The sequence below is a fragment of the Streptomyces canus genome, assembly GCF_041435015.1.
In the GTDB taxonomy this organism is placed as follows: domain Bacteria; phylum Actinomycetota; class Actinomycetes; order Streptomycetales; family Streptomycetaceae; genus Streptomyces; species Streptomyces canus_G.
Window position 1 is genome coordinate 4,719,481 of sequence record NZ_CP107989.1, and the last position, 24,216, is coordinate 4,743,696.

Here is a 24,216-nt window from a genome sequence, read left to right on the forward strand (position 1 = left end):
GGCCGCGAAGCGCGCATGCACAGGGCGGGCGTGCGGCGCATGAACACGCGCCGCCCGCCCGCCCCTTGAGCTGGGCCTCGTGCCAGGACCTACGAAACCACCGCGGGATCCACCGACTTGGCCACCTTCTTCTCGTTGTCTTCGTCACCCACGGCGATGCCGCGCCGCTTGGAGACGTAGACCGCGCCGGCGATCACGAGGAACGCGAGGACGGCGATGAAGATCCGTACGCCGATGCTCTTGTCCTCGCCATAGCTGAACTTGATCACCGCCGGGGCGATCAGCAGCGCCACCAGGTTCATCACCTTCAGCAGCGGGTTGATCGCGGGCCCCGCGGTGTCCTTGAAGGGGTCGCCGACGGTGTCGCCGATCACCGTGGCGGCATGGGCCTCGCTGCCCTTGCCGCCGTGGTGACCGTCCTCGACGAGCTTCTTGGCGTTGTCCCAGGCACCGCCGGAGTTGGCCAGGAAGACCGCCATCAGGGTGCCCGCGCCGATCGCACCCGCGAGGAACGCGCCGAGCGCGCCGACGCCGAGGGTGAACCCGATGAAGATCGGCGCCAGCACGGCGAGCAGACCGGGTGTGGTGAGTTCGCGCAGGGCGTCCTTGGTGCAGATGTCGACGACCTTGCCGTATTCCGGCTCCTCGCTGTAGTCCATGATCCCGGGATGGTCGCGGAACTGCCGCCGCACCTCGTACACCACGGAACCCGCCGACCTCGACACCGCGTTGATCGCCAGCCCCGAGAAGAGGAAGACGACCGCCGCGCCGGCGATCAGGCCGACGAGGTTGTTGGGCTGCGAGATGTCCATCATCAGGCTCATCGGCGCACCGTCCCCGCTGAGCTTCTCGCCGACGTCCTGCGCGCCGGTCGTGATCGCGTCACGGTACGACCCGAAGAGCGCCGATGCCGCGAGGACCGCGGTGGCGATGGCGATGCCCTTGGTGATGGCCTTGGTGGTGTTGCCGACGGCGTCCAGGTTGGTGAGGACCTGCGCGCCCGCGCCCTCCACGTCGCCGGACATCTCGGCGATGCCCTGCGCGTTGTCGGAGACCGGCCCGAAGGTGTCCATGGCGACGATCACACCGACCGTGGTGAGCAGGCCGGTGCCGGCCAGCGCCACCGCGAACAGCGCCAGCATGATCGAGGTGCCGCCGAGCAGGAACGCCCCGTAGACGCCGAGGCCGATCAGCAGGGCGGTGTAGACGGCTGATTCGAGACCGATCGAGATGCCGGCGAGGACGACGGTGGCGGGCCCCGTGAGAGAGCTCTTGCCGATGTCCTGGACCGGGCGGCGGTTGGTCTCGGTGAAGTAGCCGGTCAGCTGCTGGATGACGGCGGCGAGCAGGATGCCGATCGCCACGGCGACGAGCGCGAGGATCCGCGGGTCGCCGTCCCTTCCGCTGATCGCCGCGTCGGTGACGCCGTCGAGGTCGGCGTACTTCCCCGGCAGGTAGACGAAGACGGCGATCGCCACCAGCACGAGCGAGATCACCGCGGAGATGAAGAACCCGCGGTTGATCGCGGACATGCCGCTGCGGTCGGAGCGACGCGGCGCGACCGCGAAGATGCCGATCATCGCGGTGATCACGCCGATCGCCGGGACGAGCAGCGGGAAGGCGAGTCCGGCGTCGCCGAAGGCCGCCTTGCCGAGGATCAGCGCGGCGACCAGGGTCACGGCGTACGACTCGAAGAGGTCGGCCGCCATGCCCGCGCAGTCGCCGACGTTGTCGCCCACGTTGTCGGCGATGGTCGCGGCGTTACGCGGGTCGTCCTCCGGGATGCCCTGCTCGACCTTGCCGACCAGGTCGGCGCCGACGTCGGCGGCCTTGGTGAAGATGCCTCCGCCGACCCTCATGAACATCGCGATGAGCGCCGCGCCGAGACCGAAACCCTCCAGGACCTTCGGCGCGTCGGCCGCGTAGACCAGCACCACACAGGAGGCGCCCAGCAGACCGAGCCCCACCGTGAACATGCCGACGACGCCGCCCGTACGGAAAGCGATCTTCATGGCTTTGTGGGAGACGGCGGTGAGATCCTTTTCCGGTTCGCCTTCCGCCGGAGTGGCTTCTCGCGCCGCCGCCGCCACCCGCACATTGCTGCGCACGGCGAGCCACATGCCGATATAGCCGGTGGCCGCCGAGAACGTGGCGCCGATCAAGAAGAACACGGATCGGCCTGCGCGCTGATTCCAGTCGTCTGCGGGAAGCAGCATGAGCAGGAAGAACACGACGACGGCGAATACGCCGAGCGTGCGCAACTGGCGTGCCAGATAGGCGTTCGCGCCTTCCTGGATGGCCTTCGCGATCTTTTTCATGCTGTCGGTGCCCTCGCCGGCCGCGAGCACCTGGCGTACCAGGACCCCCGCCACCACGAGCGCCGCTAGGGCGACGACCGCGATGACCGCGATCAGCACCCGGTTGTCGTCGGTGAGCACCGCGGCCGCGAGGGTTGTTGTGGGCTGGTCCAACTGATCAGGGGTAGAAAGCCCCGCCATTCGTCCTCCTTGACGCTTGGGCTGAGCTCAAGATGTGGACGGATTGTAGGTACCCCGTCCTGATCAAAACAGGGCGCGGTAAACGGAATTCGCCTTTACAGAACCTGAAAGCAGTAATGCCCCGGGGGCATTCATGACCGATATCTAGATCGTGAACAAATTCACGATATGCATCGCACCAGACCACTGTAGGCACAGAAAGCTCACGCCGACATGCGGAAGGGCCCCACCGGTGTGGTGGGGCCCTTCCGCATGTCGAACAGAAATCTGATTCGAACGGGTGAAAATCAGGGGAGCACTGCGGCCGGCGGCGTAGTCGGCCAGGTCATACGGATCTGTCCGCCATGCTCCCCCGCGGTGACCTCGACATCGTCGACGAGGCCGCTGATGACCGCGAGGCCCATCTCGTCCTCCTCGGTCTCGACGTCGTGGTCCTCACCCAGGGCGCCCGGAGCCCGGTCGCCCGGGGCCGAACGCGGCGCCTCGTCGCCGACCTCGATGGAGAACTGCTTCTCCTCCTCGATCAGCAGCACCTTGACCGGCGCGGTGATGCCGCCGCTCTGGTGCAGTCCGACGGCACGAGTACAGGCCTCGCCGACAGCGAGTCTGACCTCGTCGAGGACGGCCTCGTCCACTCCGGACCTGCGCGCCACCGCTGCCGCCACCAGTCGGGCGGTCCTGACGTGCTCGGGCAGCGCGCTGAAACGGAGTTCAACGGTGGCCATGCGTCCCCCTCGGAACTACGGGCGTGCTGTCGGGGGACCGGGCCGCCGAAAGCCCGGACCCCTTCTTTTTGCTTCTGCCGACGTCCTGCTGCCGCCCCGGGCACGGGCCCGGGAACGAGTCAGTCGGTCGCCGCCACCGCTTCCTCGACCGAGGTGTGGATCGGGAACACCTTGGTGAGGCCGGTGATACGAAAGATCTTGAGAATGCGCTCCTGGTTGCAGACGAGGCGCAGCGAGCCCTCATGGGCACGCACCCGCTTCAGTCCGCCGACCAGTACGCCGAGCCCGGTGGAGTCGAGGAAGTCCACGCCCTCCATGTCGACGACAAGGTGGAAACTGCCGTCGTTCACCAGCTCGACCAGCTGCTCGCGCAGCTTGGGCGCGGTATATACGTCGATTTCGCCACCGACCCTGACGATCGTGCGATCGCCGATGGTTTCGGTCGACAGAGACAGGTCCACGGATCCTCCAGCACCTTGCTATCGAGCGGTCGCCCCTCGGGACACCTCGGCTTGAAGCCCCCGGACGGTTCGCCAGCCGCGATGGCATTCAATCACTTACCGGCAGGCGTGCACGACGCCTTGGTCCCATTGTCCGTCACGCCAGTGACACACTCGGTGCCGATGGCCAAGAATCTCCGATCCGATCGACCCTCGGCGGACGCCGGTCCCCGCCCCACGCCGAGCACGGTCCTGGACCGGCTCGCCGCCGGGCCGAGCCGGGCTGCGCGCATCACTCATACGGAGCACTTGCCCCCACGTGAGGGTCGCCATGCCGTCTGGCCCGACCGGATCCGCTCGGAGGTCATCGCAGCCGTCCAGGCCTGCGGCATCGAGCACCCCTGGGCCCACCAGGCACGCGCGGCCGAACACGCCCTGGACGGCGAGTCGGTCGTGGTCGCCACCGGCACCGCCTCCGGCAAGTCCCTGGCGTACCTCGTGCCGGTCCTCTCCACCCTCCTGGACGGCTCAGAGGCCCCGAACGGCCGAGGCGCCACCACGCTCTACCTGTCCCCGACAAAGGCTCTGGCGGCGGACCAGTGCCGCTCGGTGAAGGAACTTTCACAACCGCTGGGCAATTCCGTCCGCCCCGCGGTCTACGACGGCGACACGCCGTTCGAGGAACGCGAATGGATCCGCCAGTACGCCAACTACGTGCTGACCAATCCGGACATGCTGCACCGCGGGATACTCCCGTCCCACTCCCGCTGGTCCTCCTTCCTGAAGGCGCTCAAGTACGTCGTCATCGACGAGTGCCACACCTACCGCGGCGTGTTCGGCTCCCACGTCGCCCAGGTGCTGCGCCGTCTGCGCCGCCTCTGTGCCCGCTACGGCGCCTCCCCCGTCTTCCTGCTGGCCTCCGCGACCGCCGCCGAGCCGTCCGTGGCCGCCCGCCGCCTCACCGGCCTCCCCGTGGTCGAGGTCGCCGACGACGCCTCACCGCGCGGCGAACTGGTGTTTGCCCTCTGGGAGCCCCCGCTCACCGAGATGCAGGGCGAGAAGGGGGCCCCGGTCCGCCGTACGGCCACCGCCGAGACGGCCGATCTCCTCACCGATCTCGCCGTGCAGGGCGTGCGCTCGGTCGCCTTCGTCCGCTCCCGGCGCGGCGCCGAGCTGATCTCCGTGATCGCCCAGGAGCGGCTGGCGGAGGTCGACCGCTCCCTGGCCCGTCGTGTCGCGGCGTACCGCGGCGGCTACCTCCCGGAGGAACGCCGCGCCCTGGAGCAGGCCCTGCACTCAGGAGAGCTGTTGGGCCTGGCCGCCACGACCGCCCTGGAACTCGGCATCGACGTCTCGGGGCTGGACGCCGTACTGATCTCCGGCTACCCCGGCACCCGCGCGTCCCTGTGGCAGCAGGCGGGCCGGGCGGGTCGAGCCGGCCAGGGGGCATTGGCGATCCTGGTGGCCCGCGACGACCCCCTGGACACCTTTCTCGTCCATCACCCCGAGGCCCTCTTCGACCAGCCGGTGGAGTCCACGGTCCTGGACCCCGACAACCCGTACGTCCTCGCTCCGCACCTGTGCGCGGCCGCGGCGGAACTGCCGTTGACGGACGAGGACATGGAGTTGTTCGGGCCGGAGACCGAGAGCTTGTTGGGGCAGCTGGAGTCCGCGAAGCTCCTGCGCCGCCGTACCAAGGCCTGGCACTGGACCCGCCGGGAGCGGGCCGCCGACCTCACCGACATCCGCGGGGAGGGCGGCCGCCCCATCCAGATCGTCGAGTCGGGCACGGGCCGCCTCCTCGGCACGGTCGACGCGGGCTCCGCCCACACCGCCGTCCACGAGGGCGCGGTCCACCTCCATCAGGGCCGTACGTACCTGGTCCGGTCGCTGGACCTGGAGGACTCGGTGGCACTGGTCGAGGAGGCGAGCCCGTCGTATTCGACGGTCGCCCGCGACACGACGTCCATCGCCGTTCTGGAGACGGACGTCGAAGTTCCCTGGGGCGAGGGCAGGTTGTGCTACGGCTCCGTCGAGGTCACCAATCAGGTGGTCTCCTTCCTTCGCAGACGTCTGATCACAGGTGAAGTGCTCGGCGAGACGAAACTCGACCTGCCTCCCCGTACGCTCCGGACGCGCGCAGTGTGGTGGACGGTCACCGAGGACCAGCTCGACGAGGCCCGGATCAACCCGGAGATCCTCGGCGGCGCCCTGCACGCCGCCGAGCACGCCTCGATCGGCCTGCTGCCCCTCTTCGCGACCTGCGACCGCTGGGACATCGGCGGCGTGTCGATCCCTCTCCACCCCGACACGCTGCTCCCCACGGTCTTCGTCTACGACGGTCACCCGGGCGGCGCGGGCTTCGCGGAGCGCGCCTTCCACACCGCCCGCGCCTGGCTCACCGCCACCCGCCAGGCCATCGCCTCCTGCGAGTGCGACGCCGGCTGTCCGTCCTGCATCCAGTCCCCCAAGTGCGGCAACGGCAACGAACCGCTGCACAAGAGGGGGGCGGTACGGCTGCTCACGGTGCTGTTGCGGGGGGCGCCGGAGGAGGGGGCGGAGACGGAGCTTCCCGGACTGCCGAAGCAGAGCCCCTAGCCTGGCCGCACCGGCGTGCCGATGGAGCGAACGGCACCGGAGAGGCCTTACGGTGCCGCCAGAACGCCCGGACCCGGACCACACCGGAGCGCCCAGGGAGCAAACGGCGCCAGCGAGGCCTTGGGGTGCCGACGGAGGACCGGGCCCGGGCTGCACCGGGATGCCGACGGAGAACCCCGGACCCTGGCCTCACCTCGGCACCGACGGAGCCGACGGCGTCTCACCCCCCAGGGACCCCGGGACCGGGGCTCCAGGAGCCGCCGGACCGCCAGGACCCGGCGCCTCCTGGGATTCCGGCGGAAGCGGAGCCTGTGAGGTAACCGGCCCCGCAGGCCCCGCCCGTGCCCTGACCTCCGCCGTGAACGGCCCCCGCCCCGAGGCGGCCGTCACGTCCGAGATCTCGCCGACCATCGCGCACCGCACGAGCCGCGCGCCCTGGTCCCGCGCCACCCCCTCCGCCCGGGCGCAGGCCACCACGGACCCGTCGGCCCAGTGGTCCGCCGCCGCGAGCGCCGCGAGATCCGCGCTCCCGGCCGCCCGATGCCGTACGACGACGGCCTGCCCGAGGGCCAGTACGACTCCGAACACCACGCACAGCACCGCGATGGCACCGACACTCCAGACAGTGGCGGAGCCACGGTCCGAACGGGCGGCGGCGAGGTGGACGCCGGCGAAGCGGGCGACGGCGCGGCGCGCGCCAGTGAGGCCGGCTTCCGCGACCCGGACTTTCGCCGACCGCGCGGCGGGGGGCCGCGCAACCGCAACCCCGCGCTCCGCTGATCCGCTCGTCGTCGGACCGCCGCTCATCCTCCTTCCCCCACCGTCTCCTCCGCCCATGCCACGGCCTCCTCCCGCACCTCGAAGGGCAGGCCGTGCAACGCGGGCGGCTTCGCCACGACGACCACGCGGACCCGGTCACCCTCCCGGGCAACCGTCACCTTCGCGTCGCGCGGTGCCGTGTCCCGGGCCACCCGGACGACCGCCTCGGCGGGGTCCTGGCGGGCCGCCGCGCGGGCGCCGGTCCTGGCGGCATCCACGCACTGGATCTGCGCGGCCACCACGAGCAGCCCCCACACCAGCGCCATCGCGAACATCACCAGCACCGGCAGCACCATGGCCGACTCCGCCGTCACGAACCCCTGGTCTCCCGCCCGTTCACGCCTTCGCATCGAGCGCCCGTTTCACGATGGCCTGGAGCTCCGCGCTGACGGTCCCGCTCGTCACCACCTTGTAGAGCACCACCGCGAACGCCACCGCCGCGACGATCCCCATCGCGTACTCGGACGTCACCATCCCCCGGTCCTCGCGCATCGACCGCGCTCCGCTCATCGTCCCGCACACCAGGGCACGCACCCGCGCCCATACCGCCTTGTACATCTCAACCCCCGTAAGGATCAGTTCCGTTGAACAACCACCTGACTTGCTCGTCCGCCGGATCACCGGCCACCGACCGTCATCGCCCACCCCCTCCCAGCACTCCACCCGCGAGCCCGATCACGATCGGCAGCACGCCGACGGCGATGAACGCGGGCAGGAAACACAGCCCCACCGGCGCGGTGACCAGCACGGCCGCCCGCCGGGCCCGTGCCGTCGCGGTGCGCCCCCAATCGGCGCGGGCGTCCGCCGCGAGCGCGGCAGCCGGTCCGGCCGCGGGCAGCCCCGTCACATCGGCGCGTTCCAGCAGCCGCGCCAGCGTCCCGGCGCCCGGTGTCGAGGCGAGCTTCCGCCAGGCCTCGCCCGGTTCGCCGCCGAGCCGTACCTCCGCCGCCCCGCGCGCGAGTCCCTCACCCACGGGACCGCCCAGCGCCTCACCCACGGCCTGGGCCGCGATGACCGGACCGGCGCCCGCCGCGATGCAGGCGGCCAGCAGGTCCGCGGCGAGCGGCAGTTGCCGGGCCGCCTCGCGCGCGTCGGCCTCCTCGGCACCCGCGCCGGCCGTCTGCCGTAGCCGCCACCTCCACGAGCCCGCCGCGACGACCAGTCCGACCACGACACCGGCGACTCCGCCGACCAGCACCCACCCGGCACACCCGACGCCGACCACGGGCAGCCACCGCCGCACGAGATCCCGAGCCTCGAACCGCGGGCCCTCGGCCGTGGTCTGCGCAGCGGCCAGCAACTCTCCGAGCCGCCGCCGCACTCTGCGCTCATGCCGCGCCGCCGCGGCCCACCGGGTGAGCCAGGCGATCACCAGTGCCGCCCCCGCAACTGCCCCCAGCCTGTGGACAACTTCCGCGCTCATACCGCCTCGGCTCCCCGCACGATCCGCGTCGCCCACCACATCCCGACGCCCTCCAGCAGGCCGCCGACCAGCAGGCAGCCCAGCCCGGAGCCGGTGTGCAGAAGGACGTGCAGGGGATCGGCACCGAGGGCGGCACCGAGGCCCAGACCCAGTACCGGCAACGCGGCGAGCATCCACGCCGTGGATCGAGCTCCGGCCAACTGGGCGCGCAGATCGGCTCGTTGGTCCCGATCGGCCCGTAGCGCACCTTCGAGCCGATCGAGCCCGGCCGCGAGCCCCGCGCCCTGGTCCACGGCCACCCGCCAGCACGCGGCAAGCCCCAACAACCCCTCGGCCCCAGGTCGCCGAGCCGCCGCCGCGAGCGCCTCGGGAACATCCCCGCCGAACCGGGCCGCCGCCAACACAGCGGCCTGCGTCTCCCCGAGCCCACCGAACTCCGGCGCTCCAGGACCGAACCCACCCGGTCCGGCCCCACCGACCCCCGCGCGCTCGAAGTCCCGCACAGCCCGCACCAGCGCCTCCCCCGGCTGCCGCCCCGCCCGCACCTCCCCGGCGACCATCGCGCACAGCGCGATCACCTCGTCCGCCCGCCGCTCACGCACCCGGCGCTCCGCCCTGGCCAGCCGCACCCGCCGCAGCAACGGCACCCCGGCGGCCCCCGCCACGACCGGCAGCACCGAGGACCCCAGCACGGCGATCACCAGCCCTGCGACCGCCGCCCACCACTCGAACCCGAATCGCCCACGAAGCTGCCGCAGCTCCCCCACCAACCGCCGCCACAGCGGAGGCCCGGCCCCCACCACCCCGCCACCCGCCAGCAGCACCCGCGCCCGCCGCGCCCCGGAACGCCCGCCCCACAGCCACACGGCAACCCCCAGGCACCCCACGGCCACACCCGTCGACCCCACCGACATCTCCCCCATCCCGATCACCACGTCCTCCCGCCGTCCGAGCCATCTCGTCGTCGTCACCTCGCTCCGAGCGCGCCCCAGTCACCCGCCCTCCCCCGACGGCCCCCGCATCCCAGCCCCGAGCAGCCCTCGCAGCCGCTCCCACCCCCGCTCGTACGCGAACGCCTCCGCTCCCCAGCGCAACGCCGGCACGGTCCGCACCAGCCCCGAGGAGTCCCGCTCCAACACCCGCACCTCGGCGATCCGCCGCCGCCCGGCCCGGTCACGCACGAGATGCAGGACGACCGACAGCGCAGCCGCCAACTGGCTGTGCAGCGCGGCCCTGTCGAGCCCGGCCGCCGTGCCCAGCGCCTCGAGGCGGGCCGGTACGTCGGCCGCCGCGTTGGCATGCACGGTCCCGCAGCCGCCCTCATGGCCCGTGTTCAACGCAGCCAGCAGATGCACCACTTCCGGCCCGCGCACCTCACCCACGACCAGCCGGTCGGGCCGCATGCGCAGCGCCTGTCGCACCAGGTCCTCGAGCGTGACGAGTCCTGCGCCCTCCTGGTTGGCGGGTCTCGTCTCCAGCCGTACGACGTGCGGATGGTCCGGCCTGAGCTCCGCCGAATCCTCCGCGAGCACGATCCGCTCGCCCGGCCCCACGAGCCCCAGCAGCGCGCTCAGCAGCGTCGTCTTTCCGGTGCCGGTTCCGCCGCTGATGAGGAAGGACAGCCGTGCGTCGAGCAGCGCCCGCAGCACCCGGTCTCCGCCCGGCGGCACCGTGCCGGCCGCGACCAGCTCGTCCAGCGTGAAGGCACGCGGGCGTACGACCCGCAGCGACAGGCAGGCAGAGCCGACGGCGACCGGAGGAAGCACCGCGTGCAGCCGGGTTCCGTCCGGCAGCCGCGCGTCCACCCAGGGCCGCGCGTCGTCGAGGCGCCGCCCCGCCACCGCGGCGAGCCGCTGCGCGAGTCGTCGTACGGCGGCCGCGTCCGGGAAGGAGACCGCGGTCAGTTCGAGTCCGCCGCCCCGGTCCACCCAGACCCGGTCCGGCGCCGACACCAGGACATCCGTCACCGACGGGTCGGCGAGCAACGGCTCCAGGGGCCCGCTGCCCACCAGCTCGGACCGCAACCGCTCGGCCGCGCCCAGCACTTCGGCGTCCCCGAGCACCCGTCCCTGCTCGCGCAGCGCCTGCGCCACACGGGCGGGCGTCGGTTCGGCCCCGCTCTCGGCCAGCCACTGCCGTACGCCGTTCAGCAGCCCGGGAGCCATGTCCGCGCCGGCCGTGGAAGAAGCCGTACGACCACCCACCGGGGCGTCCCGCAGCCCGACGGCACCGACCGGCACCTCACCCGACCGCCGCCGCTCAACGGAACCCGCTACCGGGTCGTCCGACCGCCGCCGCTCAACGGATCCGGCTACAGGATCACCCGAACGCCACACCTCGGCAGAACCGTCCCCCGCGCCGTCCGCCCGCTCGAATCCCGAGAACACGCTCATGCCGCTCCCGCCTCCGCCAGCGCCCGCTCCCAGAACTCCTTGCAGAAGCGCGCGAGCGGCCCCCGTACGGCCGCCCCCGGAGGTGATTCGCTTCCCCGGGGCCGCTGGAGGGCCGACTCGACCGGCACCTCGCCCACCAGGGGCAGTCCCAGCAAGCGGGCCACCTCACGGTCGTCGAGGCCGGGTGGGTACGGTCCCCGTACCGCCACCCGCAGGTCGCGCAGGACCATGCCGACGGCGGAGGCCACGCGGCCGGCCGCGGCGACGGCGCGCAGTTCGGCGGGGACCACGAGGATCCCGAGGTCGAGCTGGGAAAGGACCTCGGCGACGCCGTCGTCGAGGCGGCGGGGCAGGTCGACGACGACCGTGCCGCCTCGGCGCCGGGCCGCGGCGAGCACCGCTCGCACGGCCTGGGGCGGGACGGCGATGCGGTCGCCGCGGTCCCAGCTCAGCACCCGCAGTGAGTGCAGCCGTGGCAGCGACTCCTCCAGGGCACCGCCGCCGACCCGCCCGCGCGAGGCGGCGAACGCGGGCCAGCGCAGCCCCTCGGTGCTCTCGCCGCCGAGGAGCACGTCGAGTCCGCCGCCGAGGGGATCGGCGTCCACGAGAAGGGTGCGCAGGCCCTCACGCGCGGAGGTGACGGCGAGGGCACACGCGAGGGTGGAGGCTCCGGCCCCGCCGCGACCGCCGATGACGCCGACGGTGAGGGCGGGCCGGCCGACGCCCTCGGTGACGTCGGCGATGCGGTCGACCAGCCACTGCTCGCCGTCGGGCAGCATCAGGACGTGGTCGGCGCCGATCTCGACGGCCCGCTTCCACACCCCGGAGTCGTCCTGGTCCCGGCCCACGAGGACCACTCCGCGTCGGCGGGCGGCTCCGCGCACGCGCCGTGCGGCGTCGTCACCGACCAGGACGAGCGGGGCGGCCTCCCAGCTTCCTCTGGGCTCCGGCACTCCGTGATGCACCTCCGCCTTCGCCCCGGCCGCCGCGCACAGTCGCAGCAGGTCGTCGAGCAGGTCCTCGTCCTCCGTGACGATCAACGGTCGGCCCGGTCGCCCTCCGGCGGCGGGCTGTCCCTCATGTGTGACGGCTGCGGTCACGGTCTCCATCCCCCTTCGCCGCGCCGCGCGAGGGCCTCCACGAGGGCCCGCGCGGCGCCTCTCTCACGCGGCCCCTTCGACCCCGCGATTCCCAAACATGTGAAGAACCGGCAACCGGCCTCCATATGAACAGCCGATACGAACCGGCCAAACACGCCCGACTAACCAGGACCGGCCATGAAGTCGGCTGGAGCGGGACGTGTGGGAATCACGGTGCAGCGATCCCGGAAATCGTGTGGATCTTGGTCGATAACTGTGGACAACTCGGCGGTTGTGAATATCGCCGTCACCCATACCGGTGAGTCCCGCAGCGCCTGTGCAAAACTTCCGCAGAGCAGCGTGACGACTACCCACAGTGACGGATCATGGGCGGACGGAAGAGGCGGCCGGAGCCGCCTGGAAGCAGTCGCGGGACCGCGAACGGAAGAGAAAAAACCCACCCGGACATGCGACGACCCCCACCGGGGGGGAGAGTGGGGGTCGTCTCCACGGCCGACTCGGGGGGGGAGGAGCCGGACCGGGTTAGCACGGTCGCGAACGATCCGTGACTTCCATGGTGTACCCGAGAGCCCTCTCAGGCAAACCCACGCGCCTCACCTTACGCCGAATGGGCTGCACCTATGCTCGGGGTCGTGGAAAACCACTCCTTGCCTCGCACAGCAGCCTTCTTTGACCTGGACAAGACGGTCATTGCGAAGTCGAGCACACTCACGTTCAGCAAGTCGTTCTACCAAGGCGGGCTGATCAACCGCAGGGCCGCCTTGCGGACCGCATATGCCCAGTTCGTCTTCCTCGTCGGTGGTATGGACCACGACCAGATGGAACGCACCCGCGAGTACCTCTCCGCGCTCGTGCGGGGCTGGAACGTCCAGCAGGTCAAGGAGATCGTGGCCGAGACGCTCCACGACCTGATCGACCCGATCATCTACGACGAGGCCGCCTCCCTGATCGAGGAGCACCACACCGCCGGCCGCGACGTCGTCATCGTCTCCACGTCCGGCGCCGAGGTCGTCGAGCCGATCGGCGAACTCCTGGGCGCCGACCGGGTGGTGGCGACCCGGATGGTCGTGGGCGAGGACGGCTGCTTCACCGGGGAGGTGGAGTACTACGCGTACGGCCCGACCAAGGCCGAGGCGATCAAGGAGCTGGCGGAGTCCGAGGGTTACGACCTGGAGCGCTGCTACGCCTACAGCGACTCGGCGACCGACCTGCCGATGCTCGAGGCCGTGGGCCATGCGCACGCCGTCAATCCGGACCGGACACTGCGCCGCGAGGCACTCGCGCGCGGGTGGCCGATTCTCGTTTTCCACCGGCCGGTGCGGCTCAAGCAACGGCTCCCCGGTTTCGCCGTACCGCATCGTCCGGCGCTCGTCGCGGTCGCCGCGATAGGAGCGGCGGCGGCGACGGCAGGCCTCGTCTGGTACGCGAATCGGCGAAGGGCGACAGTGGCCTGAGGTGATTCCACCTACTTGACCCCTGTTCGAGGGCAAAAGTAAAGAACGGCGAGCAGGGGTTCCGCTTACTCCGGTCCAGGAGTACAAAGGGGTTAACGGCCCGCGAGACCAAGGACATCCGAGAGGATCACCTTAGAAACGCATTTGGCCCCACGGACCGAGCATGGACACCGAGCACCCACGCGACGTCGACCCGTCGATTACGGGCCAGCCACACCAGGTGACGGGCAAAGTTCCCGACCTGATGGGCAATACATCGAGGACGCTTGGTAACCCGGTGAACATGCCAGCGGCGGTACGAGTCCTCGTACCGCCGCAACTCTGTTCCAGGGGGCCTTACGCCGCCCCGCGCTGGAGCGCCTCGCACACGGCCGTCGACTCGCGCGCACCCAGTTCGATCGCTCTGCCGCAGTGGGCGATCCAGGCGGCCATGCCCTCGGGGGTGCCGGAGACGTATCCGTCGAGCGCCGCCAGATAGGCCGCCCGGCCCAGTTCGGCGTGACCGACCTCCGCCGGGCAGACCGACTTCGGGTCGAGACCGCTGCCGACCAGGACGATCCGCGCGGCCGCGCGCGCGACCAGGCCGTTGTGGGACACGAAGGGCCTGAGGGCGAGGAGTTCTCCCTGCACGACGGCGGCCGAGACCAGAGCGGGGGCCGAGCTGCCCGCGATGATCAACTCGGACAGGCCCTCCAGTCGGCCCGAGACCTCGGCCGCGCCCGGCAGGGGCAGCTCGATGAGCGGCTCGTCGACGGTCTCGCCGGCCTGCCGGGGACGCCCGATCTCGTCCTCGTCGGTCGCCGCGGCGACCAGGTGCAGCCGGGCCAGCACCCGCAGGGGCGACTGCCGCCAGATGGACAGCAGTTGGCCGGCCTCGGCGGTCAGCCGCAGCGCCGCACCCAGGATCCGCGCCTCGCGGTCGACGCCGAAGTCGGAGCGTCGGCGCACCTCCTCGAGGGCCCAGTCCGCGCCGGACAGCGCGGCCGAGCCGCGGGCGCCGCGCAGGGCCGCCTCGGAGGTGATCTCATTGCTGCGGCGCCGCATGACACGGTGTCCGTAGACCCGGTCCACGGACTTGCGCACGGACTCCACGGACTCGGCCACACCGGGCAGCGAGCCCAGGGCCGCGAGCGGATCGGCGTTCGCGCCTGTCGTACTCATGAGTACGACCCTACGCAACCCAGCCGCGCGCCCCTCGATGGAGTGGTCTTCTTCACGCCCGCCTGCCACGTACAGCTATCGGCCGACTACTCTTCGTGAACATGAAAATTGCTTTCGTCGGGAAGGGCGGCAGCGGCAAGACCACCCTGTCCTCCCTGTTCATCCGCCATCTCGCGGCCACCGGAGCACCGGTGATCGCGGTCGACGCCGACATCAACCAGCACCTGGGGCCGGCGCTCGGCCTGGACGAGAGCCAGGCGGCCTCACTGCCCGCCCTGGGCGAGCGGCTGCCGCTGGTCAAGGAGTATCTGCGCGGCACGAACCCGCGGATCGCCTCGGTCGCGGAGATGATCAAGACCACGCCGCCCGGCGAGGGTTCGCGGCTGCTTCGGGTGCGCGAGGACAACCCGGTCTACGAGGCCTGCGCACGGGCGGTGGAACTCGACGGCGACATCGTCCGTTTGATGGTCACCGGCCCCTTCACGGACGCCGACCTGGGGGTCGCCTGCTACCACTCCAAGACGGGAGCGGTGGAGCTGTGCCTGAACCACCTCGTGGACGGGCAGGGCGAGTACGTCGTGGTGGACATGACGGCGGGCTCCGACTCCTTCGCCTCCGGCATGTTCACCCGCTTCGACATGACGTTCCTCGTCGCCGAGCCGACCCGGAAGGGGGTCTCCGTCTATCGCCAGTACAAGGAATACGCCCGCGACTTCGGCGTCGTCCTGAAGGTCGTCGGCAACAAGGTGCAGGGCCGGGACGATCTCGACTTCCTCCGCGCCGAAGTCGGGGACGACCTGCTGGTGACGGTCGGGCACTCCGACTGGGTGCGCGCCCTGGAGAAGGGCCGGCCGCCCCGGTTCGCACTTCTGGAGGACGTCAACCGCCGCGCCCTGCACCGGCTGCGGGCGGCGGTCGACGCGACGTACGAGCTGCGTGACGCGGAGCGCTACACCCGGCAGATGGTGCACTTCCATCTGAAGAACGCCCAGTCCTGGGGCAATGAGCGCACGGGGGCCGACCTGGCGGCGCAGATCGACCCCTCGTTCGTGCTCGGCGAGAGTGCGGTGGCGGCCACGACCGTCTGAAGCAGCGGCAACCGACCGACGGCTACTGCCGCTTGGCGGCCGGCGCCCCCGGCACACCCTTCGGCGCCGGGGCCGGCCGGCCCGACATGAAGGCCTGCCAGCCCTGCTTCGGTGCCTCGCCGACGCCCAGGGCGCCCAGCTTCTCCAGGGTCTTCGGGTCCTGGGCGTCCAGCCAGTCGGCCAGTTGCCGGAAGGAGACGCAGCGCACGTCGGGCTTGTTGCAGACCTGCTCGACGGTCTCCTTGACGGCGCGCATGTAGGTGCCGCCGTTCCAGGACTCGAAGTGGTTGCCGATGATCAGAGGCGCGCGGTTGCCGTCGTAGGCCCGGTGGAAGCCCTTGAGCAGGCCGTCGCGCATCTGGTCGCCCCAGAACTCGTACTTGTTCGGGTCGCCCTGGGTCGCGGTGCCGGACTGGTTGACCATGAAGTTGTAGTCCATCGTGAGCTGCTCGTAGGAGTGCCCGGGGAAGGGCACGAGCTGCATCGACAGGTCCCACAGACCTTGCTTCTTCTTCGGCCAGACCTGGTCGTTGACACCGCTGGTGTCATAGCGGAAGCCCAGTTCGCGGGCGGCCTGCATGAAGTTCTTCTGGCCCTCCAGACAAGGGGTGCGGGCGCCGACGAGCTCCTTGTCGTAGTCGAAGGGCAGCGGGGAGGCCTTCGTCATCCCGGTGTTGGTCTTCCAGGACTTGACGAACTTCTTCGCCTGGGCGATCTCGTCCTTCCACTCCGCGACCGACCACTGGCCGACCCCACCGCCGCTGCCGCAGAAGTGGCCGTTGAAGTGGGTGCCGATCTCGTTGCCCTCCAGCCACGCGAGGCGCAGCTGCTTGACGGTGTCGGCGATGCCCTGCTCGTCGTTGAAGCCGATGTCGGAGCGGCCCGGGGAGTGCTGCGGCGGCTTGTACTCGTCGCGCTTGTCCTCCGGCAGCATGTACACGCCGCTCAGGAAGTACGTCATCGTCGCGTGGTTCGCCTTGGCGACCTCACGGAAGTGGGAGAACAGCTTCTGGCTGTCCTCGCCGGCGCCGTCCCAGGAGAACACCACGAACTGCGGGGGTTTTTCGCCGGGCTTGAGGCGTTCGGCTCTGGGCAGGTGCGGCTGCGCTCCGGTGTACGCGGTGGAGCCGTCGCCGATCAGGCGGAACGCCCGCTTGGGTGGGGCCTGTCCGGGCTTCACCTTCTGCGGGCCGGCGGCTCCTCCCTCGATGTCGGTGCCAGTCGCGCAACCGGCGAGCGAGGCGGCGCAGACCGCGGCGACCACGGCTCCCGCGGCAATCCTGTGGGTGGCGGCCATGTTCCGCCCACCTTCTTCCTTCTCTCGGGGCCAACGACAGCGCCGCCAAGTTCGCATGGGCGCGAGAAGGAATTAGTACGACAAGCCGATGAAATTGCCACTTCACCCGTCCAGGTGAGTTGTTCACCCATTTGCCCGGAAAGTCTATGCCTGTCCTTTACTCTGCATTACGGTCCATTTACAAAGCGTTGAATCATCCCGCCGCTGCACGCCGTGACCCACGGCCGCGACCCGACCCCCGCCCTCGACGGGGGACCACCTGTTCCGCGACCGCGCTGCCCCGGAGGAGACGGGAAAATGTCAGCCTGTGTTCCCACCCGCGCCACCGACCCGAGCGACTCGAACCCCACGAGGCGCGTCCACCCACCTCACAGCCCCCCGCCGGCCCCGCCCCGCCGCTTCCGCATCGCGGGCGCCGACGTGTCGGCCTCGATCGCGGTCTTCCTGATCGCCCTGCCCCTGTCCCTCGGCATCGCCCTCGCCACCGGCGCGCCCCTCCAGGCGGGCCTCGTGGCCGCAGCCGTCGGAGGGATCGTCGCCGGCCGGCTCGGCGGATCCCCGCTCCAGGTCAGTGGCCCCGCCGCCGGACTCACCGTGGTCACCGCCGACCTGATCCACCGCTACGGCTGGCGTACCACCTGTGCCATCACCGTCCTTGCCGGAGTGGTCCAACTCGGCCTCGGCTGCCTGCGCGTGGCCCGCACCGCGCTCGCCGTCAGCCCAGCGATCGTGCACGGCATGCTCGCGGGCATCGGCGTGACCATCGCCGTCGCCCAGCTGCACATCGTCCTCGGCGGCACCCCGCAGAGCTCCGTCCTCGACAACCTCCGGGGCCTACCCGCGCAGTTGGCGCGGCTGCAGCCCGCAGCCGTGTCGGTGAGCGTGCTGACCCTGGCGCTGCTCTTCCTCTGGCCACGCATCCCCGGCCGGGCAGGACAACTGTTGTGCAGGATCCCGACCGCGCTCGTGGCCGTCGCCGGAGCCACGGCGGCCGCCTCGTTCGCCGGGCTGACCCTGCCCAGGGTCGATCTGCCGTCCTGGAGCAGCCACGCCCTGGCCGGGCTGCCCGAGGGGCCCCTGCTCGGCCTCGCCGCCGCCGTGCTCACCACCACGCTGGTGTGCAGTGTGCAGTCCCTGCTCGGCGCGGTCGCCGTCGACAAGCTGGTGGCCGGACGCCCCGACCTGATCTCCGGCGTCCCCGGATCCGGCCGCAGTGCCCGCGTCGGCCGCTCCGACCTGAACCGCGAACTGCTCGGGCAGGGCGCCGCCAACATCGTCTCCGGCACGCTCGGCGGACTGCCCGTCGCCGGTGTGGCGGTGCGGAGTTCGGCCAATGTCCAAGCCGGTGCCGTCAGCCGGAACTCCACCGTGCTGCACGGCGTTCTCGTAGTGATCGCCGCACTGCTGATGGTCCCGGTCCTGGAGTTCATCCCGCTCGCCTCGCTCGCCGCCCTGGTGATGGCCGTCGGCATCCAGATGGTGTCCCTGCACCACATCCGCACCGTGACCCGACACCGAGAGGTCCCGGTCTACGCCGTCACCACCCTCGGCGTGGTCCTGTTCGGCGTCCTGGAGGGTGTGACGCTGGGCGTCGCCGTCGCCGTCGGGGTCGCCCTGCACCGCCTCACCCGCACCCGGATCACGCACCACGAGAGGGAAGGAGTCCATCACGTACATGTGCGGGGGCAGTTGACGTTCCTCGCGGTACCCCGGCTGAGCCGGGCCCTGCATCTCATCCCCCACGGAGCGAACGCCGTCGTGGAGTTGGACGGGTCGTTCATGGACCATGCGGCCTACGAATCGCTGCAGGACTGGCAGAAGACACACACCGCACAGGGCGGTTCCGTCGAGCTGACCGGGCGCAGACCGGGCACCCGCATCGCCGAGCCGTCCGATTCCGCCCACTGCCGCTGCCGTCCCTGGACGCCCTGGCGCAACCACCAGTGCGAGCGCCCGTACACCGCGTCGTCCGCCGGACATCCCGGCGCGTCCGGCGAGCCCGGTGCGGCCCGGGGGCCGAGCGCGGGTCGCGGGTCCAGCGGGCACGAACTGGCCCGTGGCATCAGCGCGTTCCAGCGCAACACCGCACCGATCGTGCGGGGCGAGCTGGCCCGACTGGCGCGCGAGGGCCAGCAGCCGGACCAGCTCTTCCTCACCTGCGCCGACTCGCGGCTGGTCACCTCGATGATCACTTCCAGTGGTCCGGGCGACCTCTTCGTGGTGCGCAACGTGGGCAACCTCGTTCCGCTGCCCGGCGAGGAGAGCGGGGACGACTCGGTGGCGGCCGCGATCGAGTACGCGGTGGATGTGCTGAAGGTGCGCTCCATCACGGTGTGCGGGCACTCCGGTTGCGGGGCCATGCAGGCGCTGCTCAACTCCGAGCCGGGTGGGACGCGGACTCCGCTGCAGCGGTGGCTGCGGCACGGACTGCCCAGCCTGGAGCGGATGGCCGACGAGACTCGGGCGCGGGCGAGACTCGCCGGGCGGGCACCCGCCGACGCGGTCGAGCAGCTCTGTCTGACCAACGTGGTGCAGCAGTTGGAGCATCTGAGCGCCCATGAATCGGTCGCCCGGGCCCGGCGGGAGGGGGAGCTGGAGCTGCACGGGATGTACTTCCACGTGGGTGAGGCGCAGGCGTATCTGCTCACCGGGGCGGCCGGGGGCGGGCTGTTCGGCCATGTGGAGGCGGCGGCGGACCTGCCGGCGTGAGCCTCGGGGGTGTGCGGCCCGTCCTGGAGGGGCCGCACACCCGCGGAGAGGCACCACGAACGCCGGGACCGGTCCGGCGTCGGCTCCGCCGGGCGGGACACCGGGCTCGACACGCCTCGGTCGGGTAGACGCAGGCCCAGTGTGAGGTGCCGCGCGGCTCCTCACCAGGTGATTCCGGCCGCTCCCACAGGAACTCGCGTGCCCTGCGCTGCCGTACGCGCGCCGCCTGGCTGATCCCCAACACCATCACGGCCTCACCGACCGTCGGTTCGTCGACCACAACCCGTCCCAGAACGCCCCACTCCCCGGCGAGGCGCCATTCCAGCGCAGCCCCGGCTCGTCCCCCACACGGAACACGTCGTCAAGCTCCAGCAGCCACCACCCCGACACACCCCGGCCACAGGCAGCCTCACGGACGACCCGACGCCGCTCCCCCGCAACACCATCACGGCCTCACCCGCCGTCGGTTCGTCGACCACAACCCGTCCCAGAACGCCCCTCTCCCCGGCGGGCAGCCGCACCAATACGCGGGGAACGCAACGGCGCTCCCCGGCGGCGGCGTTGCGCGCGATGCCGTACATCCATGCGCGGTCGCTGCACCGGGGCGGTCGGTAGGCGTGGGGACGGGTCCAGGACCGCCAGGAAGATGTCGGCCGTCAGGTCGGCCATCGTGTGCGGTCCGCGACACGCCGGGAACGAATGGCGAGGGGGCCGCAGGCCGAGGCGGGAGTGTGAAAGGCGTTACAGACACTGAACTCCTCCTGGTCGGCGTCCGTGGGTACGGATGACCCCGGCCGCCGGACTCGACGTCCAACAGGTCTAAACCAATTCCAGGTCGACCCTTGTCATCACGCCCCCCGGGGTGATGAGCTGTGGCCTGGGACACAACGGACACCCTGGGAAAGGCAGATGCCGTGAGCAACGAAAGCCTGGCCAACCTGCTCAAGGAAGAGCGCAGGTTCGCACCCCCCGCCGACCTGGCCGCAAACGCCAACGTCACGGCGGAGGCGTATGAGCAGGCCAAGGCTGACCGACTCGGTTTCTGGGCCGAGCAGGCCCGCCGACTGAGCTGGGCCAAGGAGCCGACCGAGACCCTGGACTGGTCGAACCCGCCGTTCGCCAAGTGGTTCAAGGACGGCGAGCTCAATGTGGCGTACAACTGCGTCGACCGGCATGTCGAAGCGGGGAACGGCGACCGGGTCGCCATCCACTTCGAGGGCGAGCCCGGCGACAGCCGCGCGATCACCTACGCCGAGCTCAAGGACGAGGTCTCCAGGGCCGCGAACGCCCTGCTGGAGTTGGGAGTGCGGAAGGGCGACCGGGTCGCCGTCTACATGCCGATGATCCCCGAGACCGCCGTCGCGATGCTCGCGTGCGCCCGGATCGGCGCCGCGCACTCCGTGGTCTTCGGCGGCTTCTCGGCGGACGCGCTCGCCACCCGCATTCAGGACGCCGACGCCAAGGTGGTCATCACCACCGACGGCGGCTACCGGCGCGGCAAGCCGTCCGCCCTCAAGCCCGCCGTCGACGAGGCGGTCGGCAAGGTCGACAACGTGGAGCACGTGCTGGTCGTACGCCGTACCAGCCAGGAGGTCGCCTGGGACGACAGCCGTGACGTGTGGTGGCACGAGATCGTCGATCGGCAGCCGGCCGAGCACACCCCCGAGCCCTTCAACGCCGAGCAGCCGCTGTTCATCCTCTACACGTCCGGCACGACGGGTAAGCCCAAGGGCATCCTGCACACCTCCGGCGGCTACCTCACCCAGACCGCGTACACCCACCACGCCGTCTTCGACCTCAAGCCGGAGACCGACGTCTACTGGTGCACGGCCGACGTCGGCTGGGTCACCGGGCACTCGTACATCGTCTACGGCCCGCTCGCCAACGGCGCCACCCAGGTCATGTACGAGGGCACCCCGGACACCCCGCACCAGGGCCGCTTCTGGGAGATCGTGCAGAAGTACGGGGTGACGATCCTCTACACGGCGCCCACCGCCATTCGTACGTTCATGAAGTGGGGCGACGACATCCCCGCGAAGTTCGACCTGAGCAGCCTGCGGGTGCTGGGGTCCGTGGGTGAGCCGATCAACCCCGAGGCGTGGATCTGGTACCGGAAGAACATCGGTGGCGACAAGACGCCGATCGTCGACACCTGGTGGCAGACCGAGACCGGCGCGATGATGATCTCCCCGCTGCCGGGTGTGACCGCGGCCAAGCCCGGTTCCGCGCAGACGCCACTGCCCGGCATCTCCGCGACGGTCGTCGACGACGAGGCGAACGAGGTCCCGAACGGCGGGGGCGGCTATCTCGTCCTGACCGAGCCGTGGCCGTCGATGCTGCGCACCATCTGGGGCGACGACCAGCGCTTCCTCGACACGTACTGGTCGCGCTTCGAGGGCAAGTACTTCGCCGGTGACGGTGCGAAGAAGGATGACGACGGCGACATCTGGCTGCTCGGCCGCGTCGACGACGTCATGCTGGTCTCCGGCCACAACATCTCGACCACCGAGGTCGAGTCCGCGCTCGTCTCCCACCCGTCGGTCGCCGAGGCGGCCGTCGTCGGCGCCGCGGACGAGACGACCGGTCAGGCCATCGTCGCGTTCGTGATCCTGCGCGGCACGGCGAACGCCGAGGACGAGAACCTCATCGCCGACCTGCGCAACCACGTCGGCGCCACCCTCGGCCCGATCGCCAAGCCCAAGCGGGTCCTGCCGGTGGCCGAGCTGCCCAAGACCCGTTCCGGCAAGATCATGCGCCGCCTGCTGCGGGACGTGGCCGAGAACCGCCAGCTCGGTGACGTGACCACGCTGACCGACTCGACGGTCATGGACCTCATCCAGGCCAAGCTGCCGGCAGCGCCCAGCGAGGACTGAGCGACTCCTTCAACCGACTCCTTCAAAAATGGGGGCGCCCGGCGCGAGAACGCACCGGGCGCCCCTTTTAGCTAAACTAAACAAAACAGCGTGACCCTCATGGTGTGCCGGGAAGTCTGGTCGGCGAACAGCTAGCCCTGCCCACCGACCGGAGGTCTCCCCCATGTCCGCGCCCCCTCGCAAGGTCCTCGGACGCCTCTCCCTCCCCGAGCGGACCTTCGTCGCGGACGCACTGCGCACCGAGACGGTCGGCGGTGTGTTGCTGCTCGTCGCCGCGGTCGCCGCTCTCATCTGGGCGAACGTCCCCGCGCTGCACAGCAGTTACGAGAGCGTCAGCCACTACCATCTGGGCCCCGCGGCCCTCGGACTCGACCTGTCGGTCGAACACTGGGCCGCCGACGGCCTCCTCGCGATCTTCTTCTTCGTGGCCGGCATCGAGCTCAAGCGCGAACTGGTGGCCGGTGACCTGAAGGACCCCAAGGCGGCCGCGCTGCCCGTGGTCGCCGCGCTGTGCGGCATGGCCGTACCGGCGCTCGTCTACACGCTCACCAACCTCACCGGCGGCGGCTCCCTGGCCGGCTGGGCCGTGCCCACCGCCACCGACATCGCCTTCGCGCTCGCCGTGCTCGCCGTCATCGGCACCTGGCTGCCGAGCGCGCTGCGCGCCTTCCTGCTGACCCTCGCCGTCGTCGACGACCTCTTCGCGATCCTGATCATCGCGGTCTTCTTCACCGCCGACATCGACTTCGCCGCGCTCGGCGGGGCGGCGGTCGGCCTCGCGGTCTTCTGGTTCCTGCTGCGCAAGGGCGTGCGCGGGTGGTACGTCTACGTCCCGCTCGCGCTGGTGATCTGGGCGCTGATGTACAACAGCGGGGTCCATGCCACCATCGCGGGCGTCGCGATGGGCCTGATGCTGCGCTGCACCACCCGGGAGAACGAGGAGCACTCCCCGGGCGAGCACATCGAGCATCTCGTACGGCCGCTCTCGGCGGGCCTGGCCGTCCCCCTGTTCGCCCTCTTCAGCGCGGGTGTCTCCGTCTCCGGCGGCGCGCTCGGCGACGTCTTCACCCAGCCGGAGACGCTCGGCGTGGTGCTCGGGCTGGTCGTCGGCAAGGCGCTCGGCATCTTCGGCGGGACGTGGCTCACGGCTCGTTTCACCCGGGCCTCGCTCAGCGACGACCTCGCATGGGCCGACGTGTTCGCGGTGGCGACCCTGGCCGGCATCGGCTTCACCGTGTCGCTGCTCATCGGGGAGCTCGCCTTCGTCGGCGACGCCACACTGACCGACGAGGTCAAGACCTCCGTACTCCTCGGCTCGCTCATCGCGGCCACCCTCGCGACCGTGCTGCTGAAGCTGCGCAACGCCGAGTACCGCAGGCTGTACGAGGCCGAGGAGCGCGACGACGACCTGGACGGCATCCCGGACGTGTACGAGGAGGACGACCCGGCGTACCACCTGCGGATGGCGGCCATTTACGAGCGCAAGGCGGCCGAGCACCGCCGGATCGCCGAGCTCAAGAACGCCGAGCGGCTTGCCGAAGTGACGGGCGGGGCAGGCGAGGAGGACGACCGTCGGGCATGATCTGACGGGACGGTACAAAAGTCACGCCACACAAAAGAGTCCCAGTGAATAGGGAG

17 protein-coding genes and 1 pseudogene are annotated in these 24,216 nt (G+C 70.8%); 6 read left to right on the top strand and 12 right to left on the bottom strand.

Going from position 1 to position 24,216, the window contains the following annotated elements; genetic code table 11:
- Window positions 1-89: 89 nt before the first annotated feature.
- From OG841_RS21315 to bldG, 3 genes are all read right to left on the bottom strand, one after another.
- Complete coding sequence (locus OG841_RS21315; protein WP_328640040.1) at window positions 90-2,498, bottom strand: sodium-translocating pyrophosphatase; 2,409 nt, start codon at window positions 2,496-2,498, stop codon at window positions 90-92.
- A 287-nt stretch (window positions 2,499-2,785) separates the two neighbouring features.
- Window positions 2,786-3,223, bottom strand: a complete 438-nt coding sequence (locus OG841_RS21320; RefSeq protein WP_328640039.1) for an ATP-binding protein — start codon at window positions 3,221-3,223, stop codon at window positions 2,786-2,788.
- A gap of 119 nt (window positions 3,224-3,342) precedes the next feature.
- Window positions 3,343-3,684, bottom strand: a complete 342-nt coding sequence (gene bldG, locus OG841_RS21325) for an anti-sigma factor antagonist BldG (protein WP_024885807.1) — start codon at window positions 3,682-3,684, stop codon at window positions 3,343-3,345.
- 81 nt (window positions 3,685-3,765) lie between these two features.
- Here bldG and OG841_RS21330 point away from each other — a divergent pair, with 81 nt between their 5' ends.
- Window positions 3,766-6,261 (top strand): DEAD/DEAH box helicase, encoded by a 2,496-nt coding sequence (locus OG841_RS21330; RefSeq protein WP_328640038.1) that lies wholly within the window; start codon window positions 3,766-3,768, stop codon window positions 6,259-6,261.
- A gap of 189 nt (window positions 6,262-6,450) precedes the next feature.
- On the opposite strand, the pseudogene OG841_RS21335 reads toward OG841_RS21330, so the two are convergent.
- From OG841_RS21335 to ssd, 7 genes and pseudogenes are all read right to left on the bottom strand, one after another.
- Window positions 6,451-6,909: pseudogene (locus tag OG841_RS21335) on the bottom strand (Rv3654c family TadE-like protein); the annotation flags it as partial.
- Between the two features lie 155 nt (window positions 6,910-7,064).
- Window positions 7,065-7,430: a TadE family type IV pilus minor pilin gene (locus OG841_RS21340; RefSeq protein ID WP_326666163.1), complete on the bottom strand. Its 366-nt coding sequence runs from the start codon at window positions 7,428-7,430 to the stop codon at window positions 7,065-7,067.
- Window positions 7,417-7,638 carry a DUF4244 domain-containing protein gene (locus OG841_RS21345; protein ID WP_328640037.1) on the bottom strand — a complete coding sequence of 74 codons (222 nt, stop codon included), beginning with the start codon at window positions 7,636-7,638 and terminating at the stop codon, window positions 7,417-7,419. Before OG841_RS21345 ends, OG841_RS21340 begins: the two co-directional genes overlap by 14 nt.
- 76 nt (window positions 7,639-7,714) lie before the next feature.
- Window positions 7,715-8,503, bottom strand: coding sequence for a type II secretion system F family protein (locus OG841_RS21350; protein ID WP_328640036.1), 789 nt, complete (start codon window positions 8,501-8,503; stop codon window positions 7,715-7,717).
- Window positions 8,500-9,426 carry a type II secretion system F family protein gene (locus OG841_RS21355; protein ID WP_365121124.1) on the bottom strand — a complete coding sequence of 309 codons (927 nt, stop codon included), beginning with the start codon at window positions 9,424-9,426 and terminating at the stop codon, window positions 8,500-8,502. Before OG841_RS21355 ends, OG841_RS21350 begins: the two co-directional genes overlap by 4 nt.
- 69 nt (window positions 9,427-9,495) lie before the next feature.
- Window positions 9,496-10,668 (bottom strand): TadA family conjugal transfer-associated ATPase, encoded by a 1,173-nt coding sequence (locus OG841_RS21360; protein WP_365121123.1) that lies wholly within the window; start codon window positions 10,666-10,668, stop codon window positions 9,496-9,498.
- Window positions 10,669-10,892: 224 nt separating this feature from the next.
- Window positions 10,893-12,005, bottom strand: a complete 1,113-nt coding sequence (ssd, locus tag OG841_RS21365; protein ID WP_365121061.1) for a septum site-determining protein Ssd — start codon at window positions 12,003-12,005, stop codon at window positions 10,893-10,895.
- Window positions 12,006-12,616: 611 nt separating this feature from the next.
- Between ssd and OG841_RS21370 the strand changes: the two genes are divergently transcribed.
- Complete coding sequence (locus OG841_RS21370) at window positions 12,617-13,450, top strand: HAD family hydrolase (RefSeq protein WP_328640034.1); 834 nt, start codon at window positions 12,617-12,619, stop codon at window positions 13,448-13,450.
- Window positions 13,451-13,786: 336 nt separating this feature from the next.
- Here OG841_RS21370 and OG841_RS21375 read toward each other — a convergent pair whose 3' ends face one another.
- The gene (locus OG841_RS21375) at window positions 13,787-14,611 is read right to left on the bottom strand and encodes an oxidoreductase (protein WP_328640033.1); all 825 of its coding nucleotides are present in this window, start codon (window positions 14,609-14,611) and stop codon (window positions 13,787-13,789) included.
- A gap of 101 nt (window positions 14,612-14,712) precedes the next feature.
- Between OG841_RS21375 and OG841_RS21380 the strand changes: the two genes are divergently transcribed.
- Complete coding sequence (locus OG841_RS21380; protein WP_365121057.1) at window positions 14,713-15,699, top strand: nucleotide-binding protein; 987 nt, start codon at window positions 14,713-14,715, stop codon at window positions 15,697-15,699.
- 22 nt (window positions 15,700-15,721) lie between these two features.
- Here OG841_RS21380 and OG841_RS21385 read toward each other — a convergent pair whose 3' ends face one another.
- On the bottom strand, window positions 15,722-16,996 hold the full coding sequence (locus tag OG841_RS21385; RefSeq protein WP_328640032.1) for a hypothetical protein: 1,275 nt from the start codon (window positions 16,994-16,996) through the stop codon (window positions 15,722-15,724).
- A 297-nt stretch (window positions 16,997-17,293) separates the two neighbouring features.
- On the opposite strand from OG841_RS21385, the gene OG841_RS21390 reads away from it, so the two are divergent.
- The 3 genes from OG841_RS21390 to nhaA all read left to right on the top strand — a co-directional run bounded on the left by OG841_RS21390 (window position 17,294) and on the right by nhaA (window position 24,160).
- A complete protein-coding gene (locus tag OG841_RS21390; RefSeq protein ID WP_371566547.1) occupies window positions 17,294-19,705 on the top strand; it encodes a SulP family inorganic anion transporter in 2,412 nt (803 codons plus the stop codon).
- Between the two features lie 914 nt (window positions 19,706-20,619).
- Window positions 20,620-22,578, top strand: coding sequence for an acetate--CoA ligase (gene acs, locus OG841_RS21395; protein WP_328640030.1), 1,959 nt, complete (start codon window positions 20,620-20,622; stop codon window positions 22,576-22,578).
- Between the two features lie 163 nt (window positions 22,579-22,741).
- Window positions 22,742-24,160 carry a Na+/H+ antiporter NhaA gene (nhaA, locus tag OG841_RS21400; RefSeq protein ID WP_328640029.1) on the top strand — a complete coding sequence of 473 codons (1,419 nt, stop codon included), beginning with the start codon at window positions 22,742-22,744 and terminating at the stop codon, window positions 24,158-24,160.
- The last annotated feature ends 56 nt before the right edge of the window (window positions 24,161-24,216 follow it).